We start from the raw sequence: 25,126 nt of genomic DNA, 5'->3' as shown, positions 1-25,126 counted from the left end.
ATATCAACAGACCGAGCTCGATGGCTCCTGCACAAACGCTGCGTTCTCTGACCCGGATCTGATCGATCCTTTGCCCTTACTGTTCAGTGACCTCCTCACACCCCCGACGTGCCGGGACGAGGTGGCAAGCGTCGAGCGCTCACGCCATCATCGCCGCCGGGTTCCGGTAATCCTCTTGCTTTGTCATCATGGCCCAGAGGCCACGCGCCATCTTGTTGGCGAGCGCGATCGCGGCGACCATGCGTGGCTTGCGCGTCAGCAGGCGCTTCAACCAGCCACTGTTCGGGGTATCAAATCGTTCGACCGCCTGGAGCACCGCCATCGCGCCGGAGACCAGAAGTGTGCGGATGTCGCGCTGGCCCATCTTCGACGTCTTGCCCAATCGTTGTTTGCCGCCGGTCGAATGCTGCTTCGGCACAAGGCCGAGCCAGGCGGCAAAATCGCGCCCCCGTCGAAACGTCGCCAGATCGGGAGCGAAAGTTTCGATGGCAAGAGCTGTCACCGGGCCGACGCCTGGCATGGTTTGGGCGCGTCGTGCCCGGCCGTCTTCTTTGGCCGCGTCCCTCATCTTCTGGTCGAGATCCGCGATCCGAGCATTCAGGCCCTCGATCTGTTCCAGATACATCCGGCCGAGTTCGCGAATGTCCTGAAGCAACACCGTGTCATCATCCTCGATCGCATCGGCGAGGCGTTTGAGGTGCGCAGGCCCTCTGGCAGCAACCAAGCCATGCTCGGCAAGATGTCCGCGTAGAGCGTTGATCAATTGGGTTCGCTGGCCGACGAACATCTGCCGGGTGCGGAACAGCATCGCTCGTGCCTGCTGCGCTTCCGATTTCAACGCGACAAAGCGCATGGTGGGGCGCGTGGCCGCCTCCACGATCGCTTCGGCATCCGCCGCGTCGTTTTTCTGGCGCTTGACGAACGGCTCACATGAGGAGGATCGGATCAAGGGGAATTCTTCAGGCCATTGGTTTCTCTCCCTGACAATTCGGATCCGGGTTCGACCCCTTGATAGAGCGCGTGTCGTGGACCAACGCGCTCAAGCTCACATACGGTCGCCGGTTATACCGACTGCACCATCATCCCGCTTCCTGCGGTCGGGGTTCGAGCAGACGGGACCACTCTTGACTACGGCAGTTTTTGGCCATGCCATTCGCCGGTCCGTCCCCCCGGATCCGCCGAGGCTGATCATTCCTCGGTGGAACGCTGGAGTTCTTAAATTTCGAGTTCGGCTTCACGCCGCTTTCATAGCTGCACCCTCAATAACAACGCCGCTCGTTACGTATTTCCACAAGGCGACGAGAAGCTTCCGCGCCAGCGCGACAATCGTGACCTTTTTGGCGCGTGGGCCAAGCCGGCCAACCCGGTCGTGGAGCCACCGAGTGAGCGCCGATCCCGGTTAATGCCGCAGCCAGAGCCAAGCCATTTCCACCGCGATAGCTCGCAGCCGGGGATTGCCGGCTTTGGAAACGCCCTGTTCGTGGTTGATTGCCCCGCTCTTCCACGGTGTTGGTGCGAGCCCCGCATAGGCCGCAACCTGGCGTCTGTTTCTGAACGTTCGGAACAGCCCTTCGGACCAAAGGGCGCCGGCAAAGCCTGGGCCGATGCCCTTGAAACTGAGCAGCATGCGCACCGAGGCTGGCGTTGAACCGGCGGCCTACATCTCGGCAAGTAGTGCGTCACGCTCCATCTTCACGGTCTCAATCTGTCGTTTCAGCAACTCGATAATATCCAACTCGCGCAATACCAGAGCCTTGAGGTGGTGCAGGAGAGTGCGTCCGTCTCCGGTGCGCAGCTCTTCCAGACGCCTCTGGCGATCCTTGTTCCGCGGCTCATAGTCTCCAATACCTTGCGCGAAGAGCACCCCCTTCACTCGGTTCACGTGCCTGATGCGTTCTCCGATCAAGCTCTTCAGTTCCCGGCATACGCGACGACGGTCTTCCTCCTCCGGGGTCGGCACATGCACCATGGCGCAGACCCGGGGTTCGCCGCGTTTCCATGCCATGAGGGTGCGGACGAGTGCTTCACAATCAATCCGGTCTGTCTTGGCCCGACGGTGCCGTCGAGAGACGGCAATCGAGGCTGGGTCGACCACATGGCTCTCGATGCCCGCCGCAAGCAATGTGCGAGGGATCCAGAACCCATCCAGTCCAGCTTCTTGGATCACGACCACCGGCACGATTTTTCCGGTCCGCCGTTGGACGGTATGTTGCAGGTCCGCAAAGCGCTTCAAGAGTGCGGGAACATCGCCGCCCCGGATTTGATGACGCGACATCCTCGCGCCCAAGGCCGCTGCAAGCGCCGTGATCAACCAAGTTGATCGGCTCAGTTCCAGAGATACGAATATCACGGCGGCGGTGGTGGTGACCTAAGTAGTCCGCATGGCAGTGATCTCCATAAAAATGGCGGGTGCCAAGACTCTTCCAGAGCTGCAGGCGCCGGTCACCTCCTCATGGGATCTTCACGTAGATCGGTGGGATCAGGCGGACTTCATGCCCCAGCTTGCCAATCTCACGCCCCCAGCCATGCGCCGTCGCGCAAGCTTCCATGGCGATGATGCACTTTGGATGCTGTGACACAAAGGCCATCAATTGAGGTCGCGAGAGCTTCTTGCAGAAGACGACCGACCCGTCGTCGCGTGCTCCGTGCAATTGGAAGACACGCTTTGCCAGATAGATACCGATGAGGGTAGCTTCGGACATGGATGCACTCTCCTTCCGTGATGGCTCTACACACATCACAGTGGCACATTGCGATGCCGTCGGGAGGGAGCATCCACGCCATCAACAAAGCCTGTAAAGCCCATTAAATCGATAGACACGTTCTTGCCGACCTGCCGAAACCTTGTCGGTTCGACACGACATTTGTGACGTGACTGCCCATTTCGACAGGCTGGTCCCGTCGGGGAGCGTTCATCCTATCGACGCCAGGTGGAATGACCCATCCCGACAGTGCCAAGAACCGTGCTGTCCGCCACTCTTTCAAAGCAGGGCTCGCGGCATGATGCGGACGGCAAAAAATCTGGGTCATGTCGTCGGTCGGGGCATGAGGTCGCGATGACACCAGAATAACCAACGCTCTAGACGGGGTTGTCGAAAACGACGAAAGGATACTGACCCTGAGGCTTCATTTCATATGAATTGCTGGCCGCGTAAATATTTCGCAAACGGGGGGGATGCCGGAAACCGATCAGGTCAATTGCGAAACAATCACGGCTGTATATACTCACTGGAATCCTGCCTTACCCTGCGTCACCCGGGTGACGTAGGAATGCGTATATTTTCTGACCAACTCCATCTGCAAGTATTTTTATTTGTTAGGAAAATTTATGTCGGTTGTAGATGTTCGGGACCTGACAATCCTCGAGGGTGATAGCAGTTCGAAGAAGGCCGTTTTCACGCTGTTTCTCGATGAGATGGCTACTGCGCCTGTCACGGTGGAATATTTCCTGCACAGTCAATCCGCCGCTCCAACGACGGGGGACTATTTCGACACGCGCGGGACGGCGACGATCCCGGCGGGGTCATCGAGCGTGGACATTTCCGTTTCCGTCTATGGGGATACCCTTATCGAAGGGAGCGAGACCTTCGATCTTGTGGTGATGGCGCGCCAGAACGCGACGCTGGCGGATGGAGCCGCGGCGCTGTCGGCGACGGCGACGATCCTCGATGACGACGATGCCATTCTCGATCCGGTGCCGGGGACCGGTGGTCTTGCGGAGCGCATCATGGGGCCCACGGCCGAAGCGGGGGTCCTGCCCACGCTCGACATTCGGGGCGTAAAACTGATCGAGGGGGCGGGCAGTTCGGACCCGGCCAGCGTTCTGATCTTGCTCGACCGACCCGCGACAGCCGCCGTCAGTGGACAATTCCATTTGCAAAGCGTGGATGCGGCACCGACCACAGGGGACTACTTCGACACTCGGGGTTCCTTTTCGATCAAGGCTGGCGAGCAGGCGATCAGGCTCAACCTATCGGTCTACGGCGACACCCTGATCGAAGGGGACGAAGACTTCCAGGTCGTGCTGACAGATATCAATAACGCCGTCTTCGTGGGTGGCGCCGAGGCACTTTCCGCGACGGTGACGATCCTCGATGACGACGACGCGGGTGGCAGCCTTGTCGGGGGGCGGGTCGATGAGAGCACCCAAATTCAGGGGCCACCCTCTGCATCCGACACCTTGCCGACCGTCCGGATAAACGACGTCGCTGTGATCGAAGGCAATAGCAGCAGCGATCCCGGCCATTTCCTCATCACGCTCGACCGTCCTGCCCCGGCGAGCATCACCATGCAATATACGGTCATTGGCGGTTCAGCGGACGAGGGATCGGGCGATTACTTCCCGTCGCGTGGGACTCTGACCATCCGGGAGGGTCAGGAAAGCCTGCGCCTCACCACGAGTATCTATGGCGACGTGGAGATCGAGGGAGACGAACAGTTCTCCGTCGTGTTGAGCTCGCTCCGAAATGCCGTTTTCGAGAACAATGCTCCATTGCTTCAGGCTTTTGCGACGATCCTCGACGATGATGGCGGGCCGATCTCCGGGCCGGCAGGGATCGGCGAGCCGGGGCGGGGCATCGCCAAGCCGCCCAAGAGCACGACGGTACAGATCGAGACCGTGGATACCGGCCTCATCGAGGGCAACGGCAGTTCCGACCGTGCATCGGTCTTCCTGGTGCTGTCGCAGCCCGCGACCAGCGACATCACCATCCGCTTCGCGACCGTCGAAGGCACTGCCACGGCCAGAGAGGACTACTTTCCCGCCGCAGGGACCGTGACCATCGCAAAGGGCCTGCTCAGCGCCGAGGTCGGTATCTCGGTCTATGGTGATGTCGCAATCGAAGGCGACGAGACGTTCACCCTGCGCTTCACCGAACCCACCGGAGCCCTGTTCTCCAACGGGCTGTCGACGCTCGACGCGACGGTCACGATCTTCGACAATGACGACGCCCAGTCAGAGGCAGGCAAGGCGATCGGCCCACAGTTCCGCGAGGCCCCGTCCTTCGAGGTCGAGATCGTCGGCACCGCCGCCGAAGACGGGACGTTGTCGGCGAAAACCACCCTGCCTGCGAGCGCGGCGGGCACCTTCGCCTACCAATGGTATCGCAATGGTGAGACCATTCCCGGCGCATCGGCCAAGACCTATGTCCCGGGCCAGGCCGATGTCGGCCACGTACTGACGGTCCGGGTCACCTTCGACGCAGCCGGATCCAAAGGCCCCGAAGCCGTCGACAGCGGCCCGACGGCGGCGATCCTGAACGTCAATGACGCCCCGACCGGCAACGTCGCGATCTCGGGCCCTGCGAAAGTCGGCGCGACCCTGACCGTGCAGCACAGCTTGGCCGACGAAGACGGTCTCGGCACGCTGTCCTATCAATGGCTGCGTGGTGACACCGCGATCAGCGGGGCCAGGGGGACGAGCTACACCCTCGGCAGCGCCGATGTGGGGGCCGGCATATCCGTCCGGGCGAGCTATCGCGATGGGCAGGGCACCTCGGAAATCGTGGAAAGCGCCGCGACGGCCAGGGTGGCCGCCATGGCCACCAACGGCGCCGACGTCATCGTTCTGACCAGTGGCGGCAAGATCAACGCAGGAGGCGGCAACGACAGGGTCCGAGGCTCTAGCGAGACCGACATCATCAATGGCGGTGCAGGCCGCGATACCCTGCAGGGGAACGGCGGCAACGACAAGATAAACGGCGGCGCGGGCAACGATATCGTCAGGGGTGGCGTGGGCCGCGACATCCTCAATGGGAACGGCGGTGCCGACAAGATAAACGGTGGTGCGGGAAACGATATCATCCGGGGCGGCGGCGGGGCCGATGACCTCAAGGGCAACGGCGGCACCGACAAGATGATCGGTGGTTCGCGCAACGACACCCTCAGAGGCGGTGCTGGCGACGATACGCTCAGGGGCGGCAGCGGGGCCGACACCGCCATCGGTGGCACCGGCGACGATACCTTGCTGCTTGGCCGCGGCAACGACATTGGCAAGGGCAGCGGCGGCGCCGACGTGATCCGCGGTGGCAATGGCGACGACAGGATGTTCGGCCATGGCGGCGGCGACCTGCTCGATGGGGGGAAAGGGCAGGACTATTATCGCGGCGGCGGCGGCGGCGATATTTTCGTCTTCCGCTCGATCAGGGACAGCGCGACCAAAGACCGCGACGTCATCTCGGACTTCCACCGCCAGCAGAACGATGTGATCAGCCTGAAGGCGATCGACGCCCGCGAAGGCGGCGGCAATCAGGCCTTCCAGTACATCGGCGACGACGGCTTTTCGGACACGAAGGGAGAGTTGCGCGCGGTCAGCAGAGGCAAGGACATGATCGTGTCGGGCGACGTCGACGGCGATGGCAGAGCCGACTTCGCCTTTGTCGTCCGGGGGCTCTCCCGTCTGACCGAGGACGACTTCATACTTTGACCGACGGTCTCACGGTCCGGGAGCCACCGGCTGAAGTGGTCCAAGGAAGAGAACAGGCGCCTGACGCATGTGGTGGTCACGCCATTAAATGACATCGCAACTGATGACAGGTCGGCAACTCGTGACCGGTTGCGGTAGAACGTCGCCGAAGATCTCTCCGCGGCATAGCTTTCTTGTGCTAATGCCGACCGGCCCGAGAGCGTCAATGTCCGGTGACCTGCTCCCCGCCGGTCCCTCGGTCATAACGAGAGTTTGCGGGTTTGAGATTGGTAGTTGGACTGGTCGTTTCGGGCAAGCGCGGCGGGCGCGGCGCCCTCAAATTGCTCAAGCGCCCGGCGCGCTTCGAGCGGTGTCTGGTTTCCGAGCGAGGAGTGCGGCCTGACGGCGTTGTAGTCGTAGCGCTAGAGGGCCAGCTTTCGCCGGGCATCGTCCAAGGTGTCGAAGATCTCCTCGTTCAACAGCTCGTCGCGTAGACTGCCGTTGAATGACTCGATGAAGGCATTCTGCTGCGGCTTTCCGGGGTCAATGTAGTGCCAGGGGACCGCGTTCTGGTCGGCCCATTTCAGAATGGCCCGGCTGGTGAACTCCGTTCCGTTGTCGCTGACGATGCAAGAGGGCTTCCCGTAGATCCGCACCAGCGCGTCCAGCTCGCGGGCAACACGAGCGCCCGAGATGCTGGTGTCGGCGATCAGGCACATTGCGATGCCGGGAGCGGGAGCCATCCACTCCATCAATGGCGGACGATGGCTCACCGTCAGTTCTTTCCCAGCAGGTCTTTCAGAACCACGTTGTCCAGCATGGTATCGGCCAACAGGCGTTTGAGCTTGGCATTCTCATCCGTCAGCGCCTTCAGCTTCGCGGCATCGGACACTTCCATGCCGCCATACCGGGCCTTCAGCTTGTAGAACGTCGCCGGGCTGAGCCCATGACGGCGACAGACTTCGGCAGTCGGCATCCCGGCTTCCTGCTCCTTGATCATCCCGATGATCTGCGCCTCGGTGAAGCGGCTCTTTCGCATCGTCTGCTCCTTCGCAATTGAGCAAACTCTACATCAGACTGAGGGATCTCAAGGGGAGCAGGTCACATCGCTGTGCGCGCGAGCTCATGGGCGACTTGGCTGCCGTTGCAGCGATCGCCGCGACCCTCTCCCTTGTCCGGGTTCAAGTCGTCGTGTCGGTCTTGAAGAGGCGCTCCACGTCTGAGGTCGGATCGCGGCGCTGGCGTTCAAGCTGTTTCTTCACGAAGGGGCAGACGGGAATGATGCGGAACCCGTGTTCTCGTGCGTCTTCCAACATGAAATCATAGAGCGCCTTGGCGACGCCCCGCCCGGACATGGCATCTGGCACGCCGGTGTGATCGGCGCTGATGACCTTGTCGGAGCGACGCGTGAAGGTCAGCTCGGCTTCACCCTCCAGACCGGCCACCTTTGCCACGTAGCGGCCGTGACGCGCATCGCGAACCTTCCTGGTAATGCGGATGTCAGTCATTGCACCTTCCCTTCCGAACCTCGTCCAGCCAGTTCCGCGCGATGGCGAAGTCCTCCCGCGTCAGCCCGTGACCGCCCTCGATCCGTTGCGCGTCGAGCTGCGCGCCACTGTCCAGGGCCCAGTCGTTGAGACGCTGCGCAAAGCGGCCATAAGGGTCATCGGCGCCGGCGATGGTCAGCAGCTCAAGGCCGGACAGGTCGACCTGTGGAGAGTCATCGAGCGGCATCAGCGGTCGCAACAGGATCGCGCGACGGATCAACCCGGGGTAGATGCTCGCCACCGCGGCGGCGAAGTTGGCGCCATTCGAATATCCGAGCACGGTGATGTTGTCCGGATCAAGCCCATAGGCACTTGCGGCGTCCTGCATGAAGGCGTTGAACACTTCGGCTTCGGCTTGGATGTCCGCTTGGTCGAACCGGGCCATATCGCGCCTGCGAAAGAAGCGGGTCACGCCTTCCTCGGTCGAGCGACCGCGAACGCCCAGAAGCGTCGCCTCCGGGTCGAGCCGCGCGGCGAGCGGGAAAAGGTCGGTCTCGTTCCCGCCGGTGCCGTGCAGCGTCAGGATCACGTGGCCATTCGGTCGCTCGGGCGTGTGAAAGCGGTGGATGAAAGACAGGTCCCGCATGGCAATTCTTTCCGCGCCTGGCAGGGCGAATTGCGGAAGCATGACGCGCAGATCCGCGGCGCGATCCGCGTCATCGGAGGGGACGAACAACGTCTCTCCCAGGTGCCCCGCCTCCTCGTCCACGGTCATCCCCGGACCATCGGTGGCATATTCGACAAGTGTTCCAGCGGGCTCGCGAACGTAAAGAGACTGGAAATACTTGCGGTCGTGGACCGTGGTGAGGTCCTCGCTATTCTTGAGCGCGACACGCATCCGGCGCAGGGCCTCGGCGTCCGCCGCGCGGAACGCCACATGATCGATGATACCCGTGCCCGGGATGCCCGGAACGAAGCCGCCGGCGTCCCGGATGTCGACGGCATCCCGATCCGACAGCCAGCGCTGGATGTTTCCTTCCCGCGCGCCGCGTCGATACCCCATGCCTGCGATGAAGCCGCCCGTCACATCGGGGGCTTCGCTCAGCAGGCTCACCGCTCGCAGCCGAGTCGGTGCCGCCGGATCGGTCAGCGGCGCCTCGGCCCTCATGTCACTGCCCACGAGCTTCACGATGATACGGTCGGGGTCCTTCAGGCGCAGAACCGGCTCACCGAACTCTCGAACGGGTCCCTCGCTTGGCAGACCGGCGTCGATGGCCCGCATGAGCCAGGTGCCGATTGCCTCGCGCGGAACGGCAAGGGCAATCTCGGCCACCTGGCCATGACCGACACGCCCGGCGGAGCCTTCTTCCCATACGAGAAAGGTCACAAGCGAGCCCGGGCTGCCGGCGGCATCCCCGTAGAACAGGTGCAACTGCTCGGCATCCTCGAAGCCGCCCGTTTGCTTGACGAGCCGAAGACCGAGGAAGCCCGCGTAGAAGTCGACATTGGCCTGCACGTTGCGCGTGATCGCCGTGACGTGGTGAATGCCCAAAGTCATCATGTTCTCCCGGGGATAGTTTCCCCAAGTGTAATGCGTTTGCCCCTCGATACGATCCGGGGCGCCCGGAACACGGCGTTCGGCATGTACGAATGCCCTTTGCCGGATGATACGAGACAGGCCGGTCAGAGGTCGGACGGCAGATCTGACGCGCTCGGAATTCGGTCATGCGACTGTCCGGCGGGGCAGCACGCGACGCCTTTCGATCTCCTCGGCCTTGGCTCTCCTCACCTCTGACGAGGATAGGCTCCACTCCCGCGCAGGCGGGCGCCACGGCCTTCTTTCAGCAATGTCAAAAGCCGACATGCCGGAGAAAAGGCCGCAAGCGCCCTGTCCGATGATACGCAGCCTCGCGGTTCAGCTGCCGCGTCGATCGCTCAGAACCTGCCCCACGCATTCGCCGAACCCCACGCGGTACCCCTGCCCCTCGGCATGGCCGCGCAGCGTCAGCACGTCGCCGTCTTCGATGAAGGTTCGGGTGCCGCCCGCGATCTCGACCGGCTCCTTTCCGCCCCAGCTCAGCTCCAGAAGCGATCCGCGATTGCCGCGCTCGGGCCCTGAAATAGTACCCGAACCGAGCAGGTCGCCCACCCTCATCGGGCAACCGCTGCTGGAATGATGCGCAAGCTGCTGCGGCGCGGAGTAATACATTTCGCGGTAGTTGGTGCGGCAGATGACGGTCTCGTCGCGGCCCTCGGGCGCCAGTCCGACCTCGAGATCGATGTCGTAGAGCATCGGCCCCGGTTCGTTCAGATAGTCGAGCAGCGGCACCTCGCGGTCGGGCGTGTCGACGCGGAACGGCTCCAGCGCGGCTGCGGTGACGATCCAGGGGCTGATCGTCGTCGCCGTCGCCTTGGCCTGGAAGGGACCGAGCGGCTGGTATTCCCAAGCTTGGATGTCGCGCGCCGACCAGTCGTTCAGCAGCACGTAGCCGAAAATGTTATCGAAGGCCTCGGCCACCGAAAGCGGGCGCTCGGAGGGTTGGCCGACGATGGCGCCGAGCTCCAGCTCGATGTCGAAACGTTGCGAAGGGCCGAAACGCGGCACCGCCTCATCGGGCCCCTTAAGCTGGCCATGCGGCCGCCGCACCGGCGTGCCCGAGACCACGACCGAGGAGGCGCGGCCATTGTAGCCGATCGGGATATGCAGCCAGTTCGGCGGCAGCGCGTTCTCGGCTCCGCGGAACATCGTGCCGACATTCTGCGCATGGTGCCGGCTGGCATAGAAATCGGTGAATTCGGAGACGGCAAAGGGCATGTGCAGCTGCACCTGTGCCATGGGCACCAGATGCGGCTCAATCTTCGCCTGCGCCTCGGCGCCCTCCTCCAGCATCTCCATCAGCTCGCGCCGCAGCCGGGCCCATGTGTCGCGCCCCATGGCCATGATCTCGTTCCAGCGACCGGTCTGGAGCTGGTTCGAGAACTCCAGCAGTCCCGCTTGCTCAAGCCCGTGCAGATCGAGGATCCGGTCGCCGATGGCGGTGCCGCAACGCGGCGCGCCGCCTGCGGTCGAAAAGACGCCGTAGGGGAGGTTGTTGAGAGGAAAATCGCAAGCGGGATCATTGGCGCTCGCGATCCAGGATCGGATCAGGTCGGTCATTCAGGGTCTCCTTCAGGTCGCATCGGGTTGCAGCTCGGGCCGCGCCGCGGCAAAGCCCGGCAGTGCGAGGCAGCGTGCCTCGATCTCCGTCAGCCGGGCGAAGGGGGCAAGGTCGCAGCCCCAGCGGCGCGCGTTGTAGAGTTGTGGGACAAGGCAGACATCGGCGAGAGTGGGCGCATCGCCGAAGCTGAACGCCGTATCGGCCATGATCATGCGCGCGAAGGCGTGAAATCCTCGTGTCATCCAGTCGTTCATCCACGCCGTCCGTACCGCCGCATCGAGGCCCAATTGCCCGAGCCGGGCGACGACCCTCAGGTTGTTGACCGGGTGGATGTCGGTGGCGATGACCAGCGCTGCGGCGCGTGTATGCGCGCGCGCGGGGGCGCCCGCGGGCAGGAGCGGCGGCGTGGGATGGGTTTCCTCCAGCCAATCGAGGATCGCTATCGATTGCGTCAGCACGGTGCCGTCGTCGAGGACCAGGGCGGGCACCCCTTGCGACGGGTTGAGCCGTGCATAGGCCGCCTCCGCCTGCTCGCCCCGCATGAGGTTCACGGGGGCCGTCTCAAAAGCGACCCCCTTGAGATGCAGCGCGATCCGCACCCGGTAGGAGGTGGTCGAGCGCCAGTAGGAATAGAGCCTCATTTTTCGCCCGGAGTGCCGTCGAACTTCTTTTCGAGCGAGGTCCAGCAGTCGAGGTAATCGTCTTGCAGCGGTGCCTCTCGGGCAGCGAACTCGGTCAAATGCTGCGGAAAGCGTGTCTCGAACATGAAGGACATCGTATCCTCGAGCTTGTGCGGTACCAGATCGGCGTTCGAGGCGCCTTCGAAGGCCTCGCGGTCGGGACCATGCGGCAGCATCATGTTGTGCAGGCTCATGCCGCCGGGCGCGAAGCCCTGCGGCTTGGCGTCGTATTCGCCGTGGATGTTGCCCATCAGCTCGGACATGACGTTCTTGTGGTACCACGGCGGGCGGAAGGTGTTCTCGGCCACCATCCAGCGGTCGCGGAACAGCACGAAATCGATGTTCGCCGTGCCCTCGACGCCCGAGGGCGCGGTCAGCACGGTGAAGATCGACGGGTCGGGATGGTCGAACAAGATCGCGCCAACCGGGCAGTAGGTGCGCAGGTCGTATTTCATCGGCGCGTAGTTGCCGTGCCAGGCCACCACGTCGAGCGGGCTGTGCCCGATCTCGCAACGATGGAATTGGCCGCACCACTTGACGGTGACGGTGGAGGGCGTCTCGCGATCCTCGAAAGCGGCCACGGGCGCCTTGAAATCGCGCGGGTTGGCCATGCAGTTGGCACCGATCGGGCCGCGGCCGGGCAGTTCGAACTTCTGGCCGTAGTTCTCGCAGACGAAGCCGCGCGCCGGTCCCTCCAGCAACTCGACCCGGTAGACCAGCCCGCGCGGAATGACCGCGATTTCCTTGGGCTCCAGATCGATGACGCCGAGCTCGGTGCAGAACCGCAGCCGCCCCTCCTGCGGCACGACCAGAAGCTCGCTGTCGGCGGAGTAGAAATAGGCGTCCGTCATGCTTTCGGTGACGAGATAGACATGGCTCGCCATGCCGGTCTGGGTGTTCACATCGCCCGCCGTGGTCATGGTCCGCATGCCGGTGATCCAGGTCAGCGGTTCGTCCGAGTGCGGCACCGGGTCCCAGCGATACTGGCCCAGCGAGGTGACGTCCGGCACGATGTTCGGCGCGGATTTCCAGTAGGGCACGTCGATCTTCGCGTAGCGGCCGGAATGCTTGACCGACGGGCGGATCCGGTAGCACCAGGTCCGCTCGTTCTGATGGCTTGGCGCGGTGAAGGCGGTGCCCGAAAGCTGCTCGCCATAGAGCCCGTAATTGACCTTCTGCGGGCTGTTCATGCCCTGCGGCAGCGCGCCGGGCAGCGCCTCGGTCTCGAAGTCGTTGCCGAAGCCGGGCATGTAGGCCGGGGCATTGCGGGGTTGCCCGGTCGCGGGCAGCTTGGATGTATCAGCGGTCATGGTGTTCCTCCTTGGACGAAAGAAGCGGGGGCGCGGACGGTGGCCGCGCGGGGGGCGGGCGGGCCGGGTTTGCCGGCGCATTCGTGATAGACGCGAAGGCTGCAGCGCGCGCAGACCGTGTCGCGCGCCTGTGCGACCGCCTCGCGGATGGCATCGGATTTGTGGGCGTGAACGTTGCGCGCGCCGAGCGCGTCGAGCACGCCAAGCCGGCGCAGCACGTCAATGATGTCCGGGTTGGCGGCGATCAGCAGGAACCCCAACCCCATGCGCCGGGCGCGGCGCGCCTCCTTTAGGATGAAATCGGCGCCGGCGAGATCGATCTTTCCCGTGCCCTTGAGCGACAGAATGCGGGTCTTGGCGCCATCGCGCGCGTCGATCCGGCGCAACTCCCTCTCGACATGCTCGACCGACGCGAAGAAGAGCGGCCCTTCGAGCCGGGTCATGGAGATCTGCGGACATTGGTCGAGCCCGTGCAGATGCGCATTGGCAAAGGCGCGCCGGCCGCCGGGCTCGGTCACGGGGGCGCCGACGGCGACGATCGGCCGCGCGCTCTGATAGAGAAAGGCGGCAAGCGAGGCGAAGGCGCCGACCATGATCGCGAAGGTCAGTTCGGAGATCACGCCGGTGCCGAAAGTGGCCAGCAGGATCACGGTCTCGGTGCGGCTGGTGGCGATGATGTGCCGGATCTCGGCCAGATCGACCAGCCGCCAGGCGACATGCAGGATGATCGCGGCCATCGCCGGCACCGGAATGTAGCGCACCAGCGGCGCCACGAGGACGAGCAGGACCAGCAGGAAACCGGCAGCGAAGATCGCTGCCAAGGGCGTGCGCGCGCCGCTTTCGGCGTTGAGCCCCGAGCGGGTGAACGAACCCGACCCGGCGTAGCACTGGAACAGGCTGCCGATCATGTTGGACAGGCCCTGCCCCACCATCTCCTGGTCCGCGTCGTAGCGTTCCTCGCGCCGGATCGCGAAGGCGCGGCCGATCGAGATCGCTTCGAGCAGCCCGACGAAAGCGATTGCGACGGCTCCGGGGATCATCGTCATGACCATCGCCAGATCGAGATCGGGGGCCCGGAACGCGGGGGTGATCACGCCGAGCGGCGCGAACATCGCGATGCCGCGCGCCTCGGCATCGACCGCCCAGCCCAGCAACCCGGCCCCGGCAAGCGCGATCATGTAGGCCGGGATACGTCGATCGAGACGGCCCAGACCCAGAAGCACCGCGAGCGTTCCGATCGAGATCGACAGCGCCAGGGGCGCGATGTCGGGCAGTGCCGAGAAGGTGCCGGTCAGCCGCTGCAGCGCATCGCCCCCCTGTGTCGGCAGGCCCAGGGCCGGTGCCAGCTGCGTCGCCGCGATCAGCAGCGCGGCGGCGGCGGTGAACCCGATGATGACCGAATGCGAGATGAAGGCGATGATCGCCCCCGCTCCCAGCAGCCCGGCCGCGAGCTGCAGCGCGCCGACCATCAAGGTCAGGGTCAGCGCCAAAGCGACGTATTCGGCCGATCCGGGCAGGGCCAGCGCGCCGAGTGTCGCAAAGAGCACGGCCGAGATCGCCGTGGTAGGCCCCGAGACCATCACCCGGGACGAGCCCCAAAAGGCGGCGACGAGTGTCACCACGATGGCGGTATAGAGCCCGTAGCGCGGCGGCAGACCGGCGATGATCGCGAAGGCGATGCCCTGAGGCAGAACCACGGTCGCGTTGGTCAACCCCGCCAGAAGGTCGTGACGCAGAGCGGTCCGGTCGACCTCGGCGAACCAGGGCCGCCGCGGATCGAGCCGCGCCACGAGCGCCTTCGATGTCATCGGCATGCGGGTCTCCTCCCTCTCGGTCCGGCCCGGCGGGCCGGGCGGGACCGTATCGGACCGGGCCTCAGGCCCGGTAGGCCGGAAGCGGTGCGCGGTCCTGCAAGGCCACCATGCGGCGCAGCATGGTCTCGGTCAGTCGCGCCCTGATCGCGGCATGGGCTTCGTCGTCATAGAGGTTGTGCATCTCGCCGGGATCGGTCTGCAGGTCGTAGAGTTCGTTCCAGTCCTCGCCGTGGCGCAGGGACATGCGGTAACGCTCGGTGATCATCGTGCGCACGCGCTGCGGGCGGTCGAAGCCGGTCATCACGCGCTGGCTGTCCTCTTCGACGATCACCGCCTCCGGCGGCGGGTCGCCAAACAGGTCGCGGCCCTGCATGCCGTTGAACCCCTGCACCCCGGCGCGGGCGAGAATGGTGGAGGCGATGTCGATCGAAGACGACAGGTCGTCCGAGACCTGCGATTGGCGCGGGGCCTGCGGGTCGCTCCAGATGAAGGGGACGCGGACGACGCCTTGGTAGTGCAAAAGCAGCTTCAGCATCAGCCCGTGATCGCCCATGTAATCGCCGTGATCGGAGGTGAAGATCACCACGGTGTCCTCGGCCAGCCCCAGCGCGTCGAGCCGGTCCAGCACCCGACCGATCGCGTCGTCGATCATGCTGATCATGCCGTAGGTGAGGGCGATGATCGCCCGTGCCTCGTCCTCGGTCACCGCGAAAGGGCTTTGATTGTCGCGCGGGTCGGTGCCCTTCTCCATCGCTTCTCGCATGGCGCGGACCGGCTTCAATGCGTTCTTGCCGAAGGAAGGCGGCAGTTCGATTTGATCGGGATCGTACATGTCCCAGTAGCGCCCCGGCGGCGTGAAAGGGTGATGCGGATCGGGAAAGGACATCTGCAAAAAGAAGGGCGCATCTTCTTGTGCCCGCTGATCGAGCCATGCGGCGCTGCGATCAGCGACCCAGCTGGTCGAGTAGAGCTCCTCCGGGACGGCCGTGCGCCAGGCCTGGGGCGCCCTGATCCGGTCGTCCGGCAGCGCGTTCTCCGGCCCGGTGAGGCTGTCGAAATCGGGCCGCTGGCTGCGCGCCCAGAGCAGGTAGTCGCCGGAGGCCTGATCGGCATGGTCGGCGGCGACCTCGACATGCTCGAAGCCGTAGAAATCGCCCCCCGCGCGATCCGCCAGCGGCTTGTCCCACTTGCCGACATGTTCGAGGTCGTATGCCTCGGAGTGACGATTGTCCTTGAAAGCGTCGCGCAGATGCGGCGCGGGAACATGCTTGCCCGGCTGCGGCACGAAGGTGTTGCTTGCCGGAAGCCCTGTGAAGCTCTGCAGGTGCGACTTGCCGATCAGCCCGGTGCGATAGCCGGCGTCGCGCAGAAGCTCCACGAAGGTGGTATGGTTGCGCGACAGCGGGATGCCGTTGTGACGGGCGCCATGCACCGAGCACATGCGCCCGGTCATGATCGAGGCCCGGTTGGGCATGCAGATCGGATTGGCCACGTAGAACCGCTCGAACCGCGTGCCCCGCGCGGCGATGCCGTCGATGTTGGGGGTCTTCACGACCCGGTTCCCGTAGCAGCCCAGATGATCCGCGCGATGCTGGTCGGTGATGATGAACAGGAAATTGGGGCGCTTGGTCATCAGCGGGCCTCCTTGTAGGGGGTGGGGGCGGGAACGCGGCGCAGATCGAAGAGGATCAGCGCCACGCCGGCGGCGATCGCTGGCAGGTGGATGGCAGGGCTCGCGATCAGGCACATGAAGGCGGTCACGAAGCGCAGACCCACTTCGACGGCGGTCAGGCGGCCCTGGTCATGCGCCGAGAGGGCCGAGGAGAAGAGCCAGATGCACAGGCAGCTGCGCAGGACGATCCATACGAAAGCCCCTAGGTGGAATTCCTCGACGATCAGCAGGGTCGGGTAGTAGACGAAGATGAAAGGAATGATGAACTTCGCCATGCCGAGGCGGAAGGACATCAATGCCGTCATCAGCGGGTTTGCCCCGGCGATCGGCGCCGCCGCATAGGCCGCGATCGCCACCGGAGGGGTGAGCGAGGAGGCCACGCCGTAGTAGAAGACGAACATATGCGCCGTCAGCATCGACAGCCCCAGCGCCTGGATGGCCGGGCCCATCACCAGGATGATGATGAGATAGGCGGGCAGCGTCGGCATGCCCATGCCGAGCACCAGCGCACCGATCATGGCCACGAGCAGGGCCGAGAACAGGCTGTCGCCCCGGATCGCGCCGATGACATTGGCAAGCTTGAGGCCGAGCCCGGTCGAGTCGAGCGATCCCACGAGGATGCCGATCGCCGCGATCGCGATCAGCAGCGAAGCGCCCGCCGCGCTGCCGCCGATGAAGGACCGCCACAGGCGCATCGGGTCGCGGCGCACCTCGGGATTGATCACCGAGAGGGCCACGAGGACGACCGTGGCGTAAAAGCCGGCCGAGGAGGTGGACAGCCCTATGAGCAGGGCGGCGATGACCGTCGCGATCGGGCCGAGAAACAGCACCGAATTGATCATGTCGATGCGGGTGATGCGGTCTTCGGTCCTGACCGGCTGGACCTCGATCCCCTGTCGACGCGCCTCGACGGTGACGGCGCAGAACAGGCTGAAGTAATAGAACAATGCTGGCACGAGCGCGGCGATGATGATGTTGAGGTATCCCGCCCCGGTGAGATCGGCCATGACCAGCGCGGCCGCGCCCATGATCGGCGGCATGATCTGCCCGCCCGAGGAAGCGGTCGCCTCGATGCCTGCGGCGAAGGTGGGCGAGAAGCCCCGTTTCTTGATCATCGGGATGGTGAAGGTGCCGGTGCCCACGATGTTGGCCACGGTTGAGCCCGACATGGTGCCGAAGAGCGAGGAGGCGAGGATCGCGGCATGGGCCGGGCCGCCGCGGGTGCGCCGCGTGGCGAGAAAGGCGAATTTCAGGAGCGTATCGCCCGCACCCGTGCCTTCGAGCAGGGCACCGAAGATGATGAAGATGAAGACCGTGGTCAGCACGATGTTGGTGATCGAGCCGAACACACCCTTGTTGGTATTGTACCACAGGTTCTCGGCCATCTCGTCGAGGCCGAAGCCGCTATGGGCGAGGATGCCGGGCAGGTCCTGTCCGAAAAGCAGGTAGAGCACCGCCAGCGCGCCGACGCTGAACAGGCCCCAGCCCCAGAGCCTGCGGCACAGTTCGAGGAACACCACCAAGCCTGCCAGGGCCGGCCAGGCGTCACGTGTCGAGACGTCGTAGAGCGCCGTTTCCATCAGGGTCTGCACCTGCAGGAAGCTCCAGATCGACCAGAGCCCCGCCAGCAGCATCGCGACGTCGATGACCGCATGCAGCAGCTCCGCGCCGTGCCGGGGGGGCGGCGCGTCGCGGTTCAGATCGCGGTCGGTCCGAACCGTGTCCAGCCGCTTGCGCCGCGCTGCCGCAACCCCCGCGACGAGCGCCAGCGCGAAGCCGCCGGCCCGGTGCAACTTGGGATCGAGCAGACCGAGGCCCGAGGTATAGAGCGCGATCACGCCCAACCCGAGACAGGCCAGCGTGCCGGCGATGAACAAGACGCGGGAGAACGCGCCGAGAGCAGGGCTCTGCACGGTCATGACAGACCTTCCTTTCATTGGGGGCCGAGGGTCCCGCCCGCGCCGGAGCGCGGACGGGAGCGGTGCGTCAGCTGTCCGTGCGCAGCTCGGCGGGGATCTCGAAGCCCGCCTCGTCGTAGTAGCGCAGCGCGCCCGGATGCAGCGGCACGTTGACCCCGACAAAGGCCGTCTCGGGGGTCACTTCGCGCAGGAACTGGGCGCTGCTCTGAACTTCTTCGAGGTTTTCCCAGAAGGCCTTGGTGACCTCGTAGACGACATCCTCGGACATGCTTTCATGGGTGCCGATGAACTGGTAGAACCCCAGCGCGGTGATATCGCCCTCGGTGAGCTGGCCCTTGTAGAGCGTGCCGTCGAAGGAGGTCATGCCGCGGCCCGGTTGACCGAAGATGCGACGGGTCTCCTCCTGCTCTGCGGCCTCGGGCGGGATGGACAGCAGCCGGAAGCGCCCCGAAAGGCCGAACTGCTCGATGTTCGCCGAGCCGACCTCTGCGGGGCGGATCATCATGTCGATCTTGCCATCGGACAGGGCGTCGTCGCCCTCGCCCCAGCTCAGCCGCACGGCCGTGTAATCCTCGTTGGGCTCGAAACCGGTGATCGCCCGGATCAACGCTTCGGATGTCGCCGAGGCCGAACCCGCAGGCGGGCCGGTGAAGACCGACTTGCCTTCGATGTCCTGCCAGCTTTCGATACCCGAGCCGTCCAGCGTGACCGGGTGGTAGGCCCCGGCCTGGAAGCCCAGGATGGCGCGCAGGTTCTCGGCCAGCTCGGGCGCCTCCGAGATCGGCGCATACATGGCTTCGCCCGCCTGCATCAGGGGCACGAGCGAAGGCACGGCCGAGAAGAAGGCCAGCTCGCCCTTGGCGCCGTTGAGCATCGATTTGGTCAGGGTCTGTCCCGCGTTGACCTGGATCTGAATATCCGATTTGCGGGCCTGATTGACGAAGGACACGAACATCGTGTGAACCGGGTCCCCGACCCCGGCGGTTTCGCCCTTGTAAATCTGGGCCGTGGCGGGCGCGGCCAGACCGGCTGCAAGAACCATGCCAACGAGTGCGCGCGGCAGTGCTGAAATACGAATCATGATCTCCTCCCAAAGATGCCGATCTCACGCTAGCGCCGGCGTCACATAAATTATAATGACTTTATTACGGACATATATATCATTCTGGTATGAAAATTGACCCCCGACATTTGGCGCAGCTGGCAGCGATCCTGGAGGCCGGCTCGTTTCAGGCCGCGGCGGATGAGCTCGGCCTGACGCAGCCGGCCCTGAGCCGCAACATGCGAATGCTGGAAGCGCGCCTCGGCGCGCCGGTCTTCGAGCGCAGCGGCAAGCGGTCATTGCCCACGGCGCTGGGGCGCCGCCTTGCCCGCAGCGGGCTGGCGATCCGGGCCGCCGAGGAACAGGCGGGCGTTCAGGCCAGCCTCTGGGCCGAAGGGCAGAGGGGAGAGCTTCGCCTGGGCGCGCCGCCGATCGTATCGGGGCGGTTCCTGACCAAGGCGATCTCGAACTTTCTCGTGGCGCATCCCAGCTGGACCCTCGACCTGCAGGTGGGTCTCGTTCCGGATCTGCAGGCGATGCTGGCGCGGGGCAGGATCGACCTGCTGATCGGCCCGCAAAATCTCATCGATCAGGAGGCGCGCCTGGATTTCGAGCCGTTGATCGATGACCGGATCGGGGTGTTGTGCCGCGCGGACCACCCGCTCACACGGATCGACAGGTTGACCGCCCGTCACCTCGAGACGCAAAGCTGGCTGGTGCATTCCCGCGGCAGCCTGCTGCGGCAACAGACCGAGGCGGCTCTTCTCGCGGCGGGCCTGGAAAAGATCCGTATCGGCTGCGAAGCCGGTGCAACCGGCTCCGCGCTGGAGATCGTCGCCGCCACCGACCTTCTGACCGCGATGCCGGTCGCCATGACCTGTCCGTATCTGGAAGGGCGGCTGACATTCCTGTCCTTCGATCATCCGCTCTTTCGCAGGCCGATTGGCATCATGCGCAGGCGCGGCAGCGTGCTCGATAGCGGTGCCGGGTGGTTGATCGAGCATCTTCGGGACACCGCCTGATCGCCCTTGGCCGAACCGGAGGTTCGCGAGGCTGGCCGGCAAGGCACGGGCCGAAACGCAGCGCCCGAACATTGGGATGAAAGGCTGCGGCGACGGATCCGGCAATGACGCCCATGCCCCTGATCCATTCATTTTCCGGCAACCGATCTGACGCACCGGGCCCCGTTCCGGGTCGCGGCAGTGTTGGAACCCGAGCTTCTTTCCAACGGTTCAGATTCCGACATCGGCATTCGACACGCATGTTTTCGAAGCTGGAGGCCAAGCCGCGACATTGACATATCCCCTTCGTGCCCGGGGCAACCTCCGAAAGGGTGACTTGTATGGAGAGAGACAAACCAAAGCCGAATGTCGCCTATTGGCATTTGTATGTCGACGAGGACGGTATAAGTCACCAGGTCGAATGCGCCATGACCGACTTCGAGCTTGCCGCCATCCAACCGGGGGCCGCGCCGCAATGGCAAGGTCGTAAACATCATGACGGCATGACCGTCATGGTGACCGTTCTTCCCGTCGGGTGGGTCGGGGCCTGGCACGAGAACCCCGCACCGCAATGGATCATTCCGCTGAGTGGCACATGGTCGGTGGAGGCGATGGACGGAATCCGACGGGAGTTCGGCCCGGGCGACATCTCGTTCGGTGAAGACCAGGGCTGCGAGGAAGTGGAAGGCCGCAAGGGCCATCGCTCCACCACGGTCGGAGATCTTCCGGCAACACTGATGATCGTGCAGTTCGATACGTCGCGTGACAAAACCACCCCCTGCCGCTTCGGGTGAAGTGTTCATGAGCCTTTCCGACCCCTTTGAGATCATCGACGCCGCTTTCGCGGGCTATCTCTTGCCCAATGCCGGTCTCGAAGAGCTCGCCAGCGGATTTCGCTGGATCGAAGGTCTCGTCTGGATGGGAGACTGGAACTGCCTGTTGTTCCAGGACCTGCCGCGTGATCGAACCATGCGTTGGTCGGAAGATCAGGGGGTAACGGTTCACCGCGCCCCGTCCGGCCATGCGAACGGTCAGGCCCGTGACCGACAAGGCCGGCTGATCGCCTGCTCGCACCGGCATCGCTGCGTCACCCGTACGGAATATGACGGTCGCATTTCCATCTTGGCTGATCGCCATGCGGGCAAGCGGCTCAACGCGCCGAACGACGTGGCCGTGAAGTCTGATGGAACGATATGGTTCACCGATCCGCTCTATGGGATCTCGAACGACTACGAAGGCGGTCGTCAGCTCTCCGAGCAGCCCCCGGCTCTATATTGCTTCGATCCGGCCACCTCCGAGGTCACCATTGCTGCGAGCGATTTTGCGGGACCGAACGGGCTTGCCTTTTCGCCGGACGAAACGCGGCTCTACGTCGCCGAAAGCGGCGATCAGACCCGCCCCGACCCCGAACAATTCATCCGCGTCTTCGACATCGGTACCGATAACGCGCTCTCGGGCGGAGGCATGTTCCATCGCGTATCTCCCGGCTATTGCGATGGCATGGCCGTGGATGAGGACGGCAATATATGGTCGAGCGCGGCGGACGGGGTGCATTGCATTTCGCGAGACGGGCATTTGATGGGCAAGATCCTCATACCATACCGTGTCTCGAACCTGACATTCGGAGAACGGCATCGCAATCGGCTCTTCATCGGTGGCTCACATACGCTCTATGCCATATTTCTCGACCGGCGCGGTGCCGCGGTCGTCTGAAGACGGCATGCGCATGCCCGGAAACGTCTGCAATCGGTCTTCGATGGGGTGCGAAGCGCTCCGGCCTTCCGGTCGTGTCGAATGGAGATCGAAGATCTGGGGCCCGCCGGGCCGCGCTCAGACAAGGCTTGCCGTTTCGACCTCCTGTTCGAAGAACTCGGAAAACGTCGCCACGCGCAGCGGAAGCCGGTCATAGGGCGGATAGTAGAGCGTGAGCCAAAGCTCGGGGACCGACCAGTCCGGCAGAACCTCCACGAGGCGCCCCTTTTCCAGGTCTTCGGCGACGATGAAGCGCGGCAACAACGCGATCCCTTCGCCGTTCAGCGCCAGTCGGCGCAGGACATCGCCATTGTTCGCGCAGAACGAACCGCGCGCTCGCTGACTGCGGCGGCTTGTGCCGCTCGAGAGCTCCCAGGTCTCTTCGCGCGCTTCGGGACCATAGGCGAGGCAGGCGTGATCGACGAGATCGTCCGGCCCCTCCGGCGTACCCCGCTTTGCCAGATAGCCCGGAGCCGCAACGAGGAGGCGAGGCACCTTGCAGATCTTGCGCCAGATCGTCGATTTGTCGCCGGGCGGTCCGGAGATGCGAATGGCGAGGTCGTAATCCTGCTCGATGATGTCGACGAAACCATCGGAGAGGTTGAGCGCGACCTGGATCTGCGGATGCAGCGTCGCGAAGCGCGACAGGATGTCCGGCAGGACCTTCAGCCCCAGCGACATGGGCGCGCTGATCCGGATCAGCCCCGAGACGACGCCTTGCGCTGCGCGTGTTTCCTCCGCCGCCTCCATGAGACCATGCGAAAGCGGTGCCGCGCGCGCGGCATAAACGGCACCCGACGAGGTCAGGGACACCTGTCGCGTGGTGCGGACCAGCAGTTGCACGCGAAGGCGATCCTCGAGCGCGGCGACCGTCCGCGTGACCGAAGCCGGCGTCAGTCCGAGCTGGCGCGCCGCGCCGGCAAAGCTCTGCTGCTCGGCGACAGCGAGAAAGACGCGGATGGATTCAAGCTCTCCCATGCGCCCACCATTACGCTCATCACAATGGTGTATTCAATATTGTTGCTATTCTCGGGAGGAGTTCCGATGCGCATGTTCTGGTCAGGAAACGCCACCCTGACAAAGGAACCCGTCATGCTCACCCAGATCAAAGGCCTGCACCACACAACGTCGATGGCTTCCGACGCGCAGGAGAACAATGACTTTTTCACCAAGCTGCTTGGCCTTCGCCGGGTCAAGAAGACGGTCAATTTCGATGCGCCGGATGTCTATCACCTCTATTACGGCGACGAGTTCGGCACCCCCGGCTCGGTGATGACCTATTTTCCGTTCCGGAACATGAAGAAGGGCCGCCGCGGCACCGGTGAGGTTTCGGAGACCGCTTTCGCGGTGCCCGAAGGATCTCTCCCCTACTGGCACGACCGTCTTGCTTCCGCGAATGTCGAGGGGATCGAGCGCGTCGAGCAATTCGGCGAGAGGCGTCTGCGCTTCGCCGGCCCGGACGGCGACGGCTTCGCGCTGGTCGAGGTGCGCGGCGACAGCCGGCCCCCCTTCGCCGGCGGTCCAGTCCCGGCAGAGAAAGGCATCCACGGCTTTCGCGGCGTGACCATGCGGCTGCGTGACGGGGAAGCCACCGCCCGGCTTTTGACCTTCATGGGCTACAAGGAAGTGGCGCGCGAGGGCACGCTCATTCGGTTCGCGATCGAGGACGGCAACGGGGCGGACATCATCGACCTCGACGTGCTGCCTGGCGTCGAGCGGGCCCGCGAAGGCGCCGGATCGGTTCACCACGTGGCCTTCGCGGTCGCGGACAGGGCGGCGCAGCTCGAGGTGCGCCAGGCCCTGCTCGACGCCGGCACCCAGGTCACGCCGGTCATCGACCGTGATTACTTCTGGGCGATCTACTTTCGCACGCCCGGCGGTGTCCTGTTCGAGATCGCAACGAACGAGCCGGGCTTTGATCGCGACGAAGACGCGGCCCATCTGGGCGAAGCGCTGAAGATCCCGGAGCAGCACGCCCATTTGCGTGCCCGGATCGAGGAACTGCTCCAGCCCATCGCCGACTGATCCCGCAATGCCCCGCCGGCGCCTGCCGGCGGGGGTCCCGCAAGGAGCGTATTCATGGCTATCGACAGCTACCACCACCTCGCCAAGAACCCCGCCGCCGGAGCGCCGCTGGTTTTCACCTTTCATGGCACAGGCGGAGACGAGCACCAGTTCTCGCAACTCGTCGAGCAGATCCTGCCCGAGGCGGGGATCGTATCGCCACGCGGCGATGTTTCGGAATTCGGTGCGAACCGTTTCTTCCGGCGCCGGGCCGAAGGGGTCTACGATATGGAGGACCTGGCCGAGCGCAGCGCGAAGATGGCCGGGTTCATCCGTGCGCATCGCGAGGCGCATCCTGGCGCGCCGGTCTACGGGCTCGGCTATTCCAACGGGGCGAACATTCTGGCTTCCGTCCTCTTCGAGGCACCCGAACTCTTCGATCGCGTGGTGCTGATGCACCCGCTGGTGCCATGGACCCCGGGGCCGAACCCGGCTCTTGCCGATGTGGACCTGCTGGTCACTGCCGGCCGGCATGACCCGATCTGCCCCCTGCCCCAGACCGAGGCCTTGGTCGACTATCTCGGCGCACAGGGCGCGTGCCCGGAGGTCCGACTTCACGATGGCGGGCACGAGATAAGCCAGCAGGAGCTCCGCGAGGTGGCAGGCTTCCTGCAACGCCGTGCGTAGCCCGCGCAGAGACCGCAGGCCGATCGACCGGGCGGCATGAACGCCGGCTCACGCGGGCTGCCTATCGCGCAGCACGTGTGTCGCCGGGCAGCTTCGTGAAGCTGTGAGGCAAGGAGACGGGCTCTCGACCGCAAGGCTTGTATCCGGCGGCACCGGTCGATCCTTTACGGCGGCGCAATTATGTTCGACCGTCGCGG

At 64.4% G+C, this 25,126-nt stretch carries 16 protein-coding genes and 5 pseudogenes; 6 read left to right on the top strand and 15 right to left on the bottom strand.

What is annotated here, in order from left to right:
* Positions 1-139: 139 nt before the first annotated feature.
* The 3 pseudogenes from NHG85_RS13655 to NHG85_RS13645 form a co-directional block, all read right to left on the bottom strand.
* A pseudogene (locus tag NHG85_RS13655) lies at positions 140-958 on the bottom strand (IS110 family RNA-guided transposase); the annotation flags it as partial.
* 276 nt (positions 959-1,234) lie between these two features.
* Positions 1,235-2,350 (bottom strand): annotated as a pseudogene (locus tag NHG85_RS13650) (IS110 family RNA-guided transposase).
* A gap of 109 nt (positions 2,351-2,459) precedes the next feature.
* A pseudogene (locus NHG85_RS13645) lies at positions 2,460-2,702 on the bottom strand (IS110 family transposase); the annotation flags it as partial.
* Between the two features lie 626 nt (positions 2,703-3,328).
* On the opposite strand from NHG85_RS13645, the gene NHG85_RS13640 reads away from it, so the two are divergent.
* Positions 3,329-6,424 carry a Calx-beta domain-containing protein gene (locus NHG85_RS13640; RefSeq protein ID WP_253333266.1) on the top strand — a complete coding sequence of 1,032 codons (3,096 nt, stop codon included), beginning with the start codon at positions 3,329-3,331 and terminating at the stop codon, positions 6,422-6,424.
* Positions 6,425-6,663: 239 nt separating this feature from the next.
* On the opposite strand, the pseudogene NHG85_RS13635 reads toward NHG85_RS13640, so the two are convergent.
* From NHG85_RS13635 to NHG85_RS13590, 10 genes and pseudogenes are all read right to left on the bottom strand, one after another.
* Positions 6,664-7,442, bottom strand: a pseudogene (locus NHG85_RS13635) (integrase core domain-containing protein).
* Positions 7,443-7,584: 142 nt separating this feature from the next.
* Positions 7,585-7,911 carry a GNAT family N-acetyltransferase gene (locus NHG85_RS13630; RefSeq protein WP_253333264.1) on the bottom strand — a complete coding sequence of 109 codons (327 nt, stop codon included), beginning with the start codon at positions 7,909-7,911 and terminating at the stop codon, positions 7,585-7,587.
* Positions 7,904-9,448, bottom strand: a complete 1,545-nt coding sequence (locus NHG85_RS13625) for a VOC family protein (RefSeq protein ID WP_253333262.1) — start codon at positions 9,446-9,448, stop codon at positions 7,904-7,906. The genes NHG85_RS13630 and NHG85_RS13625 overlap by 8 nt, the downstream gene beginning before the upstream one ends.
* 357 nt (positions 9,449-9,805) lie before the next feature.
* On the bottom strand, positions 9,806-11,047 hold the full coding sequence (gene fahA / locus NHG85_RS13620; RefSeq protein ID WP_253333260.1) for a fumarylacetoacetase: 1,242 nt from the start codon (positions 11,045-11,047) through the stop codon (positions 9,806-9,808).
* Between the two features lie 12 nt (positions 11,048-11,059).
* A complete protein-coding gene (maiA, locus tag NHG85_RS13615) occupies positions 11,060-11,689 on the bottom strand; it encodes a maleylacetoacetate isomerase (protein ID WP_253333258.1) in 630 nt (209 codons plus the stop codon).
* On the bottom strand, positions 11,686-13,038 hold the full coding sequence (gene hmgA, locus NHG85_RS13610) for a homogentisate 1,2-dioxygenase (protein WP_253333256.1): 1,353 nt from the start codon (positions 13,036-13,038) through the stop codon (positions 11,686-11,688). Before hmgA ends, maiA begins: the two co-directional genes overlap by 4 nt.
* The gene (locus NHG85_RS13605) at positions 13,035-14,852 is read right to left on the bottom strand and encodes a SulP family inorganic anion transporter (protein ID WP_253333254.1); all 1,818 of its coding nucleotides are present in this window, start codon (positions 14,850-14,852) and stop codon (positions 13,035-13,037) included. Before NHG85_RS13605 ends, hmgA begins: the two co-directional genes overlap by 4 nt.
* A gap of 61 nt (positions 14,853-14,913) precedes the next feature.
* On the bottom strand, positions 14,914-16,485 hold the full coding sequence (locus tag NHG85_RS13600) for a sulfatase family protein (protein WP_253333253.1): 1,572 nt from the start codon (positions 16,483-16,485) through the stop codon (positions 14,914-14,916).
* Positions 16,485-18,443 carry a TRAP transporter permease gene (locus tag NHG85_RS13595; protein ID WP_253333251.1) on the bottom strand — a complete coding sequence of 653 codons (1,959 nt, stop codon included), beginning with the start codon at positions 18,441-18,443 and terminating at the stop codon, positions 16,485-16,487. Before NHG85_RS13595 ends, NHG85_RS13600 begins: the two co-directional genes overlap by 1 nt.
* 67 nt (positions 18,444-18,510) lie before the next feature.
* Positions 18,511-19,524, bottom strand: a complete 1,014-nt coding sequence (locus tag NHG85_RS13590) for a TAXI family TRAP transporter solute-binding subunit (RefSeq protein ID WP_253333249.1) — start codon at positions 19,522-19,524, stop codon at positions 18,511-18,513.
* A gap of 110 nt (positions 19,525-19,634) precedes the next feature.
* Between NHG85_RS13590 and NHG85_RS13585 the strand changes: the two genes are divergently transcribed.
* The 3 genes from NHG85_RS13585 (at position 19,635) to NHG85_RS13575 (ending at position 22,199) form a co-directional block, all read left to right on the top strand.
* A complete protein-coding gene (locus NHG85_RS13585) occupies positions 19,635-20,507 on the top strand; it encodes a LysR family transcriptional regulator (RefSeq protein ID WP_253333247.1) in 873 nt (290 codons plus the stop codon).
* A 407-nt stretch (positions 20,508-20,914) separates the two neighbouring features.
* Positions 20,915-21,280: a cupin domain-containing protein gene (locus NHG85_RS13580; RefSeq protein ID WP_253333245.1), complete on the top strand. Its 366-nt coding sequence runs from the start codon at positions 20,915-20,917 to the stop codon at positions 21,278-21,280.
* Positions 21,281-21,287: 7 nt separating this feature from the next.
* On the top strand, positions 21,288-22,199 hold the full coding sequence (locus tag NHG85_RS13575) for an SMP-30/gluconolactonase/LRE family protein (RefSeq protein ID WP_253333243.1): 912 nt from the start codon (positions 21,288-21,290) through the stop codon (positions 22,197-22,199).
* A 117-nt stretch (positions 22,200-22,316) separates the two neighbouring features.
* On the opposite strand, the gene NHG85_RS13570 is transcribed toward NHG85_RS13575, so the two are convergent.
* Entirely contained in the window at positions 22,317-22,988 is a 672-nt protein-coding gene (locus NHG85_RS13570; RefSeq protein ID WP_253333327.1) for a substrate binding domain-containing protein, read from the bottom strand.
* A 102-nt stretch (positions 22,989-23,090) separates the two neighbouring features.
* Positions 23,091-23,216: pseudogene (locus NHG85_RS13565) on the bottom strand (helix-turn-helix domain-containing protein); the annotation flags it as partial.
* A 114-nt stretch (positions 23,217-23,330) separates the two neighbouring features.
* Here NHG85_RS13565 and NHG85_RS13560 point away from each other — a divergent pair.
* Together NHG85_RS13560 and NHG85_RS13555 are read left to right on the top strand one after the other, a co-directional pair.
* Positions 23,331-24,263 (top strand): ring-cleaving dioxygenase, encoded by a 933-nt coding sequence (locus tag NHG85_RS13560; protein WP_253333241.1) that lies wholly within the window; start codon positions 23,331-23,333, stop codon positions 24,261-24,263.
* A 54-nt stretch (positions 24,264-24,317) separates the two neighbouring features.
* Positions 24,318-24,929, top strand: a complete 612-nt coding sequence (locus NHG85_RS13555) for an alpha/beta hydrolase (protein WP_253333239.1) — start codon at positions 24,318-24,320, stop codon at positions 24,927-24,929.
* Positions 24,930-25,126: the final 197 nt, after the last annotated feature.

This window comes from Limimaricola litoreus, from assembly GCF_024159025.1.
GTDB classification, from domain to species: domain Bacteria; phylum Pseudomonadota; class Alphaproteobacteria; order Rhodobacterales; family Rhodobacteraceae; genus Limimaricola; species Limimaricola litoreus.
Note: the sequence above shows the minus strand (reverse complement) of the source record. Positions and strands in the feature narration are given on the sequence as shown.

Excerpts from the sequence above, each read along its gene's own strand:
- NHG85_RS13555 (WP_253333239.1), top strand. The coding sequence starts at position 24,318 with ATGGCTATCGACAGCTACCACCACCTCGCCAAGAACCCCGCCGCCGGA.
- NHG85_RS13570 (WP_253333327.1), bottom strand. The coding sequence starts at position 22,988 with ATGGAGGCGGCGGAGGAAACACGCGCAGCGCAAGGCGTCGTCTCGGGG.
- NHG85_RS13630 (WP_253333264.1), bottom strand. The coding sequence starts at position 7,911 with ATGACTGACATCCGCATTACCAGGAAGGTTCGCGATGCGCGTCACGGC.
- NHG85_RS13595 (WP_253333251.1), bottom strand. The coding sequence starts at position 18,443 with ATGACCGTGCAGAGCCCTGCTCTCGGCGCGTTCTCCCGCGTCTTGTTC.
- NHG85_RS13600 (WP_253333253.1), bottom strand. The coding sequence starts at position 16,485 with ATGACCAAGCGCCCCAATTTCCTGTTCATCATCACCGACCAGCATCGC.
- NHG85_RS13580 (WP_253333245.1), top strand. The coding sequence starts at position 20,915 with ATGACCGACTTCGAGCTTGCCGCCATCCAACCGGGGGCCGCGCCGCAA.
- NHG85_RS13575 (WP_253333243.1), top strand. The coding sequence starts at position 21,288 with ATGAGCCTTTCCGACCCCTTTGAGATCATCGACGCCGCTTTCGCGGGC.
- hmgA (WP_253333256.1), bottom strand. The coding sequence starts at position 13,038 with ATGACCGCTGATACATCCAAGCTGCCCGCGACCGGGCAACCCCGCAAT.
- maiA (WP_253333258.1), bottom strand. The coding sequence starts at position 11,689 with ATGAGGCTCTATTCCTACTGGCGCTCGACCACCTCCTACCGGGTGCGG.
- NHG85_RS13590 (WP_253333249.1), bottom strand. The coding sequence starts at position 19,524 with ATGATTCGTATTTCAGCACTGCCGCGCGCACTCGTTGGCATGGTTCTT.
- NHG85_RS13640 (WP_253333266.1), top strand. The coding sequence starts at position 3,329 with ATGTCGGTTGTAGATGTTCGGGACCTGACAATCCTCGAGGGTGATAGC.
- NHG85_RS13605 (WP_253333254.1), bottom strand. The coding sequence starts at position 14,852 with ATGCCGATGACATCGAAGGCGCTCGTGGCGCGGCTCGATCCGCGGCGG.
- fahA (WP_253333260.1), bottom strand. The coding sequence starts at position 11,047 with ATGACCGACCTGATCCGATCCTGGATCGCGAGCGCCAATGATCCCGCT.
- NHG85_RS13625 (WP_253333262.1), bottom strand. The coding sequence starts at position 9,448 with ATGACTTTGGGCATTCACCACGTCACGGCGATCACGCGCAACGTGCAG.
- NHG85_RS13560 (WP_253333241.1), top strand. The coding sequence starts at position 23,331 with ATGCTCACCCAGATCAAAGGCCTGCACCACACAACGTCGATGGCTTCC.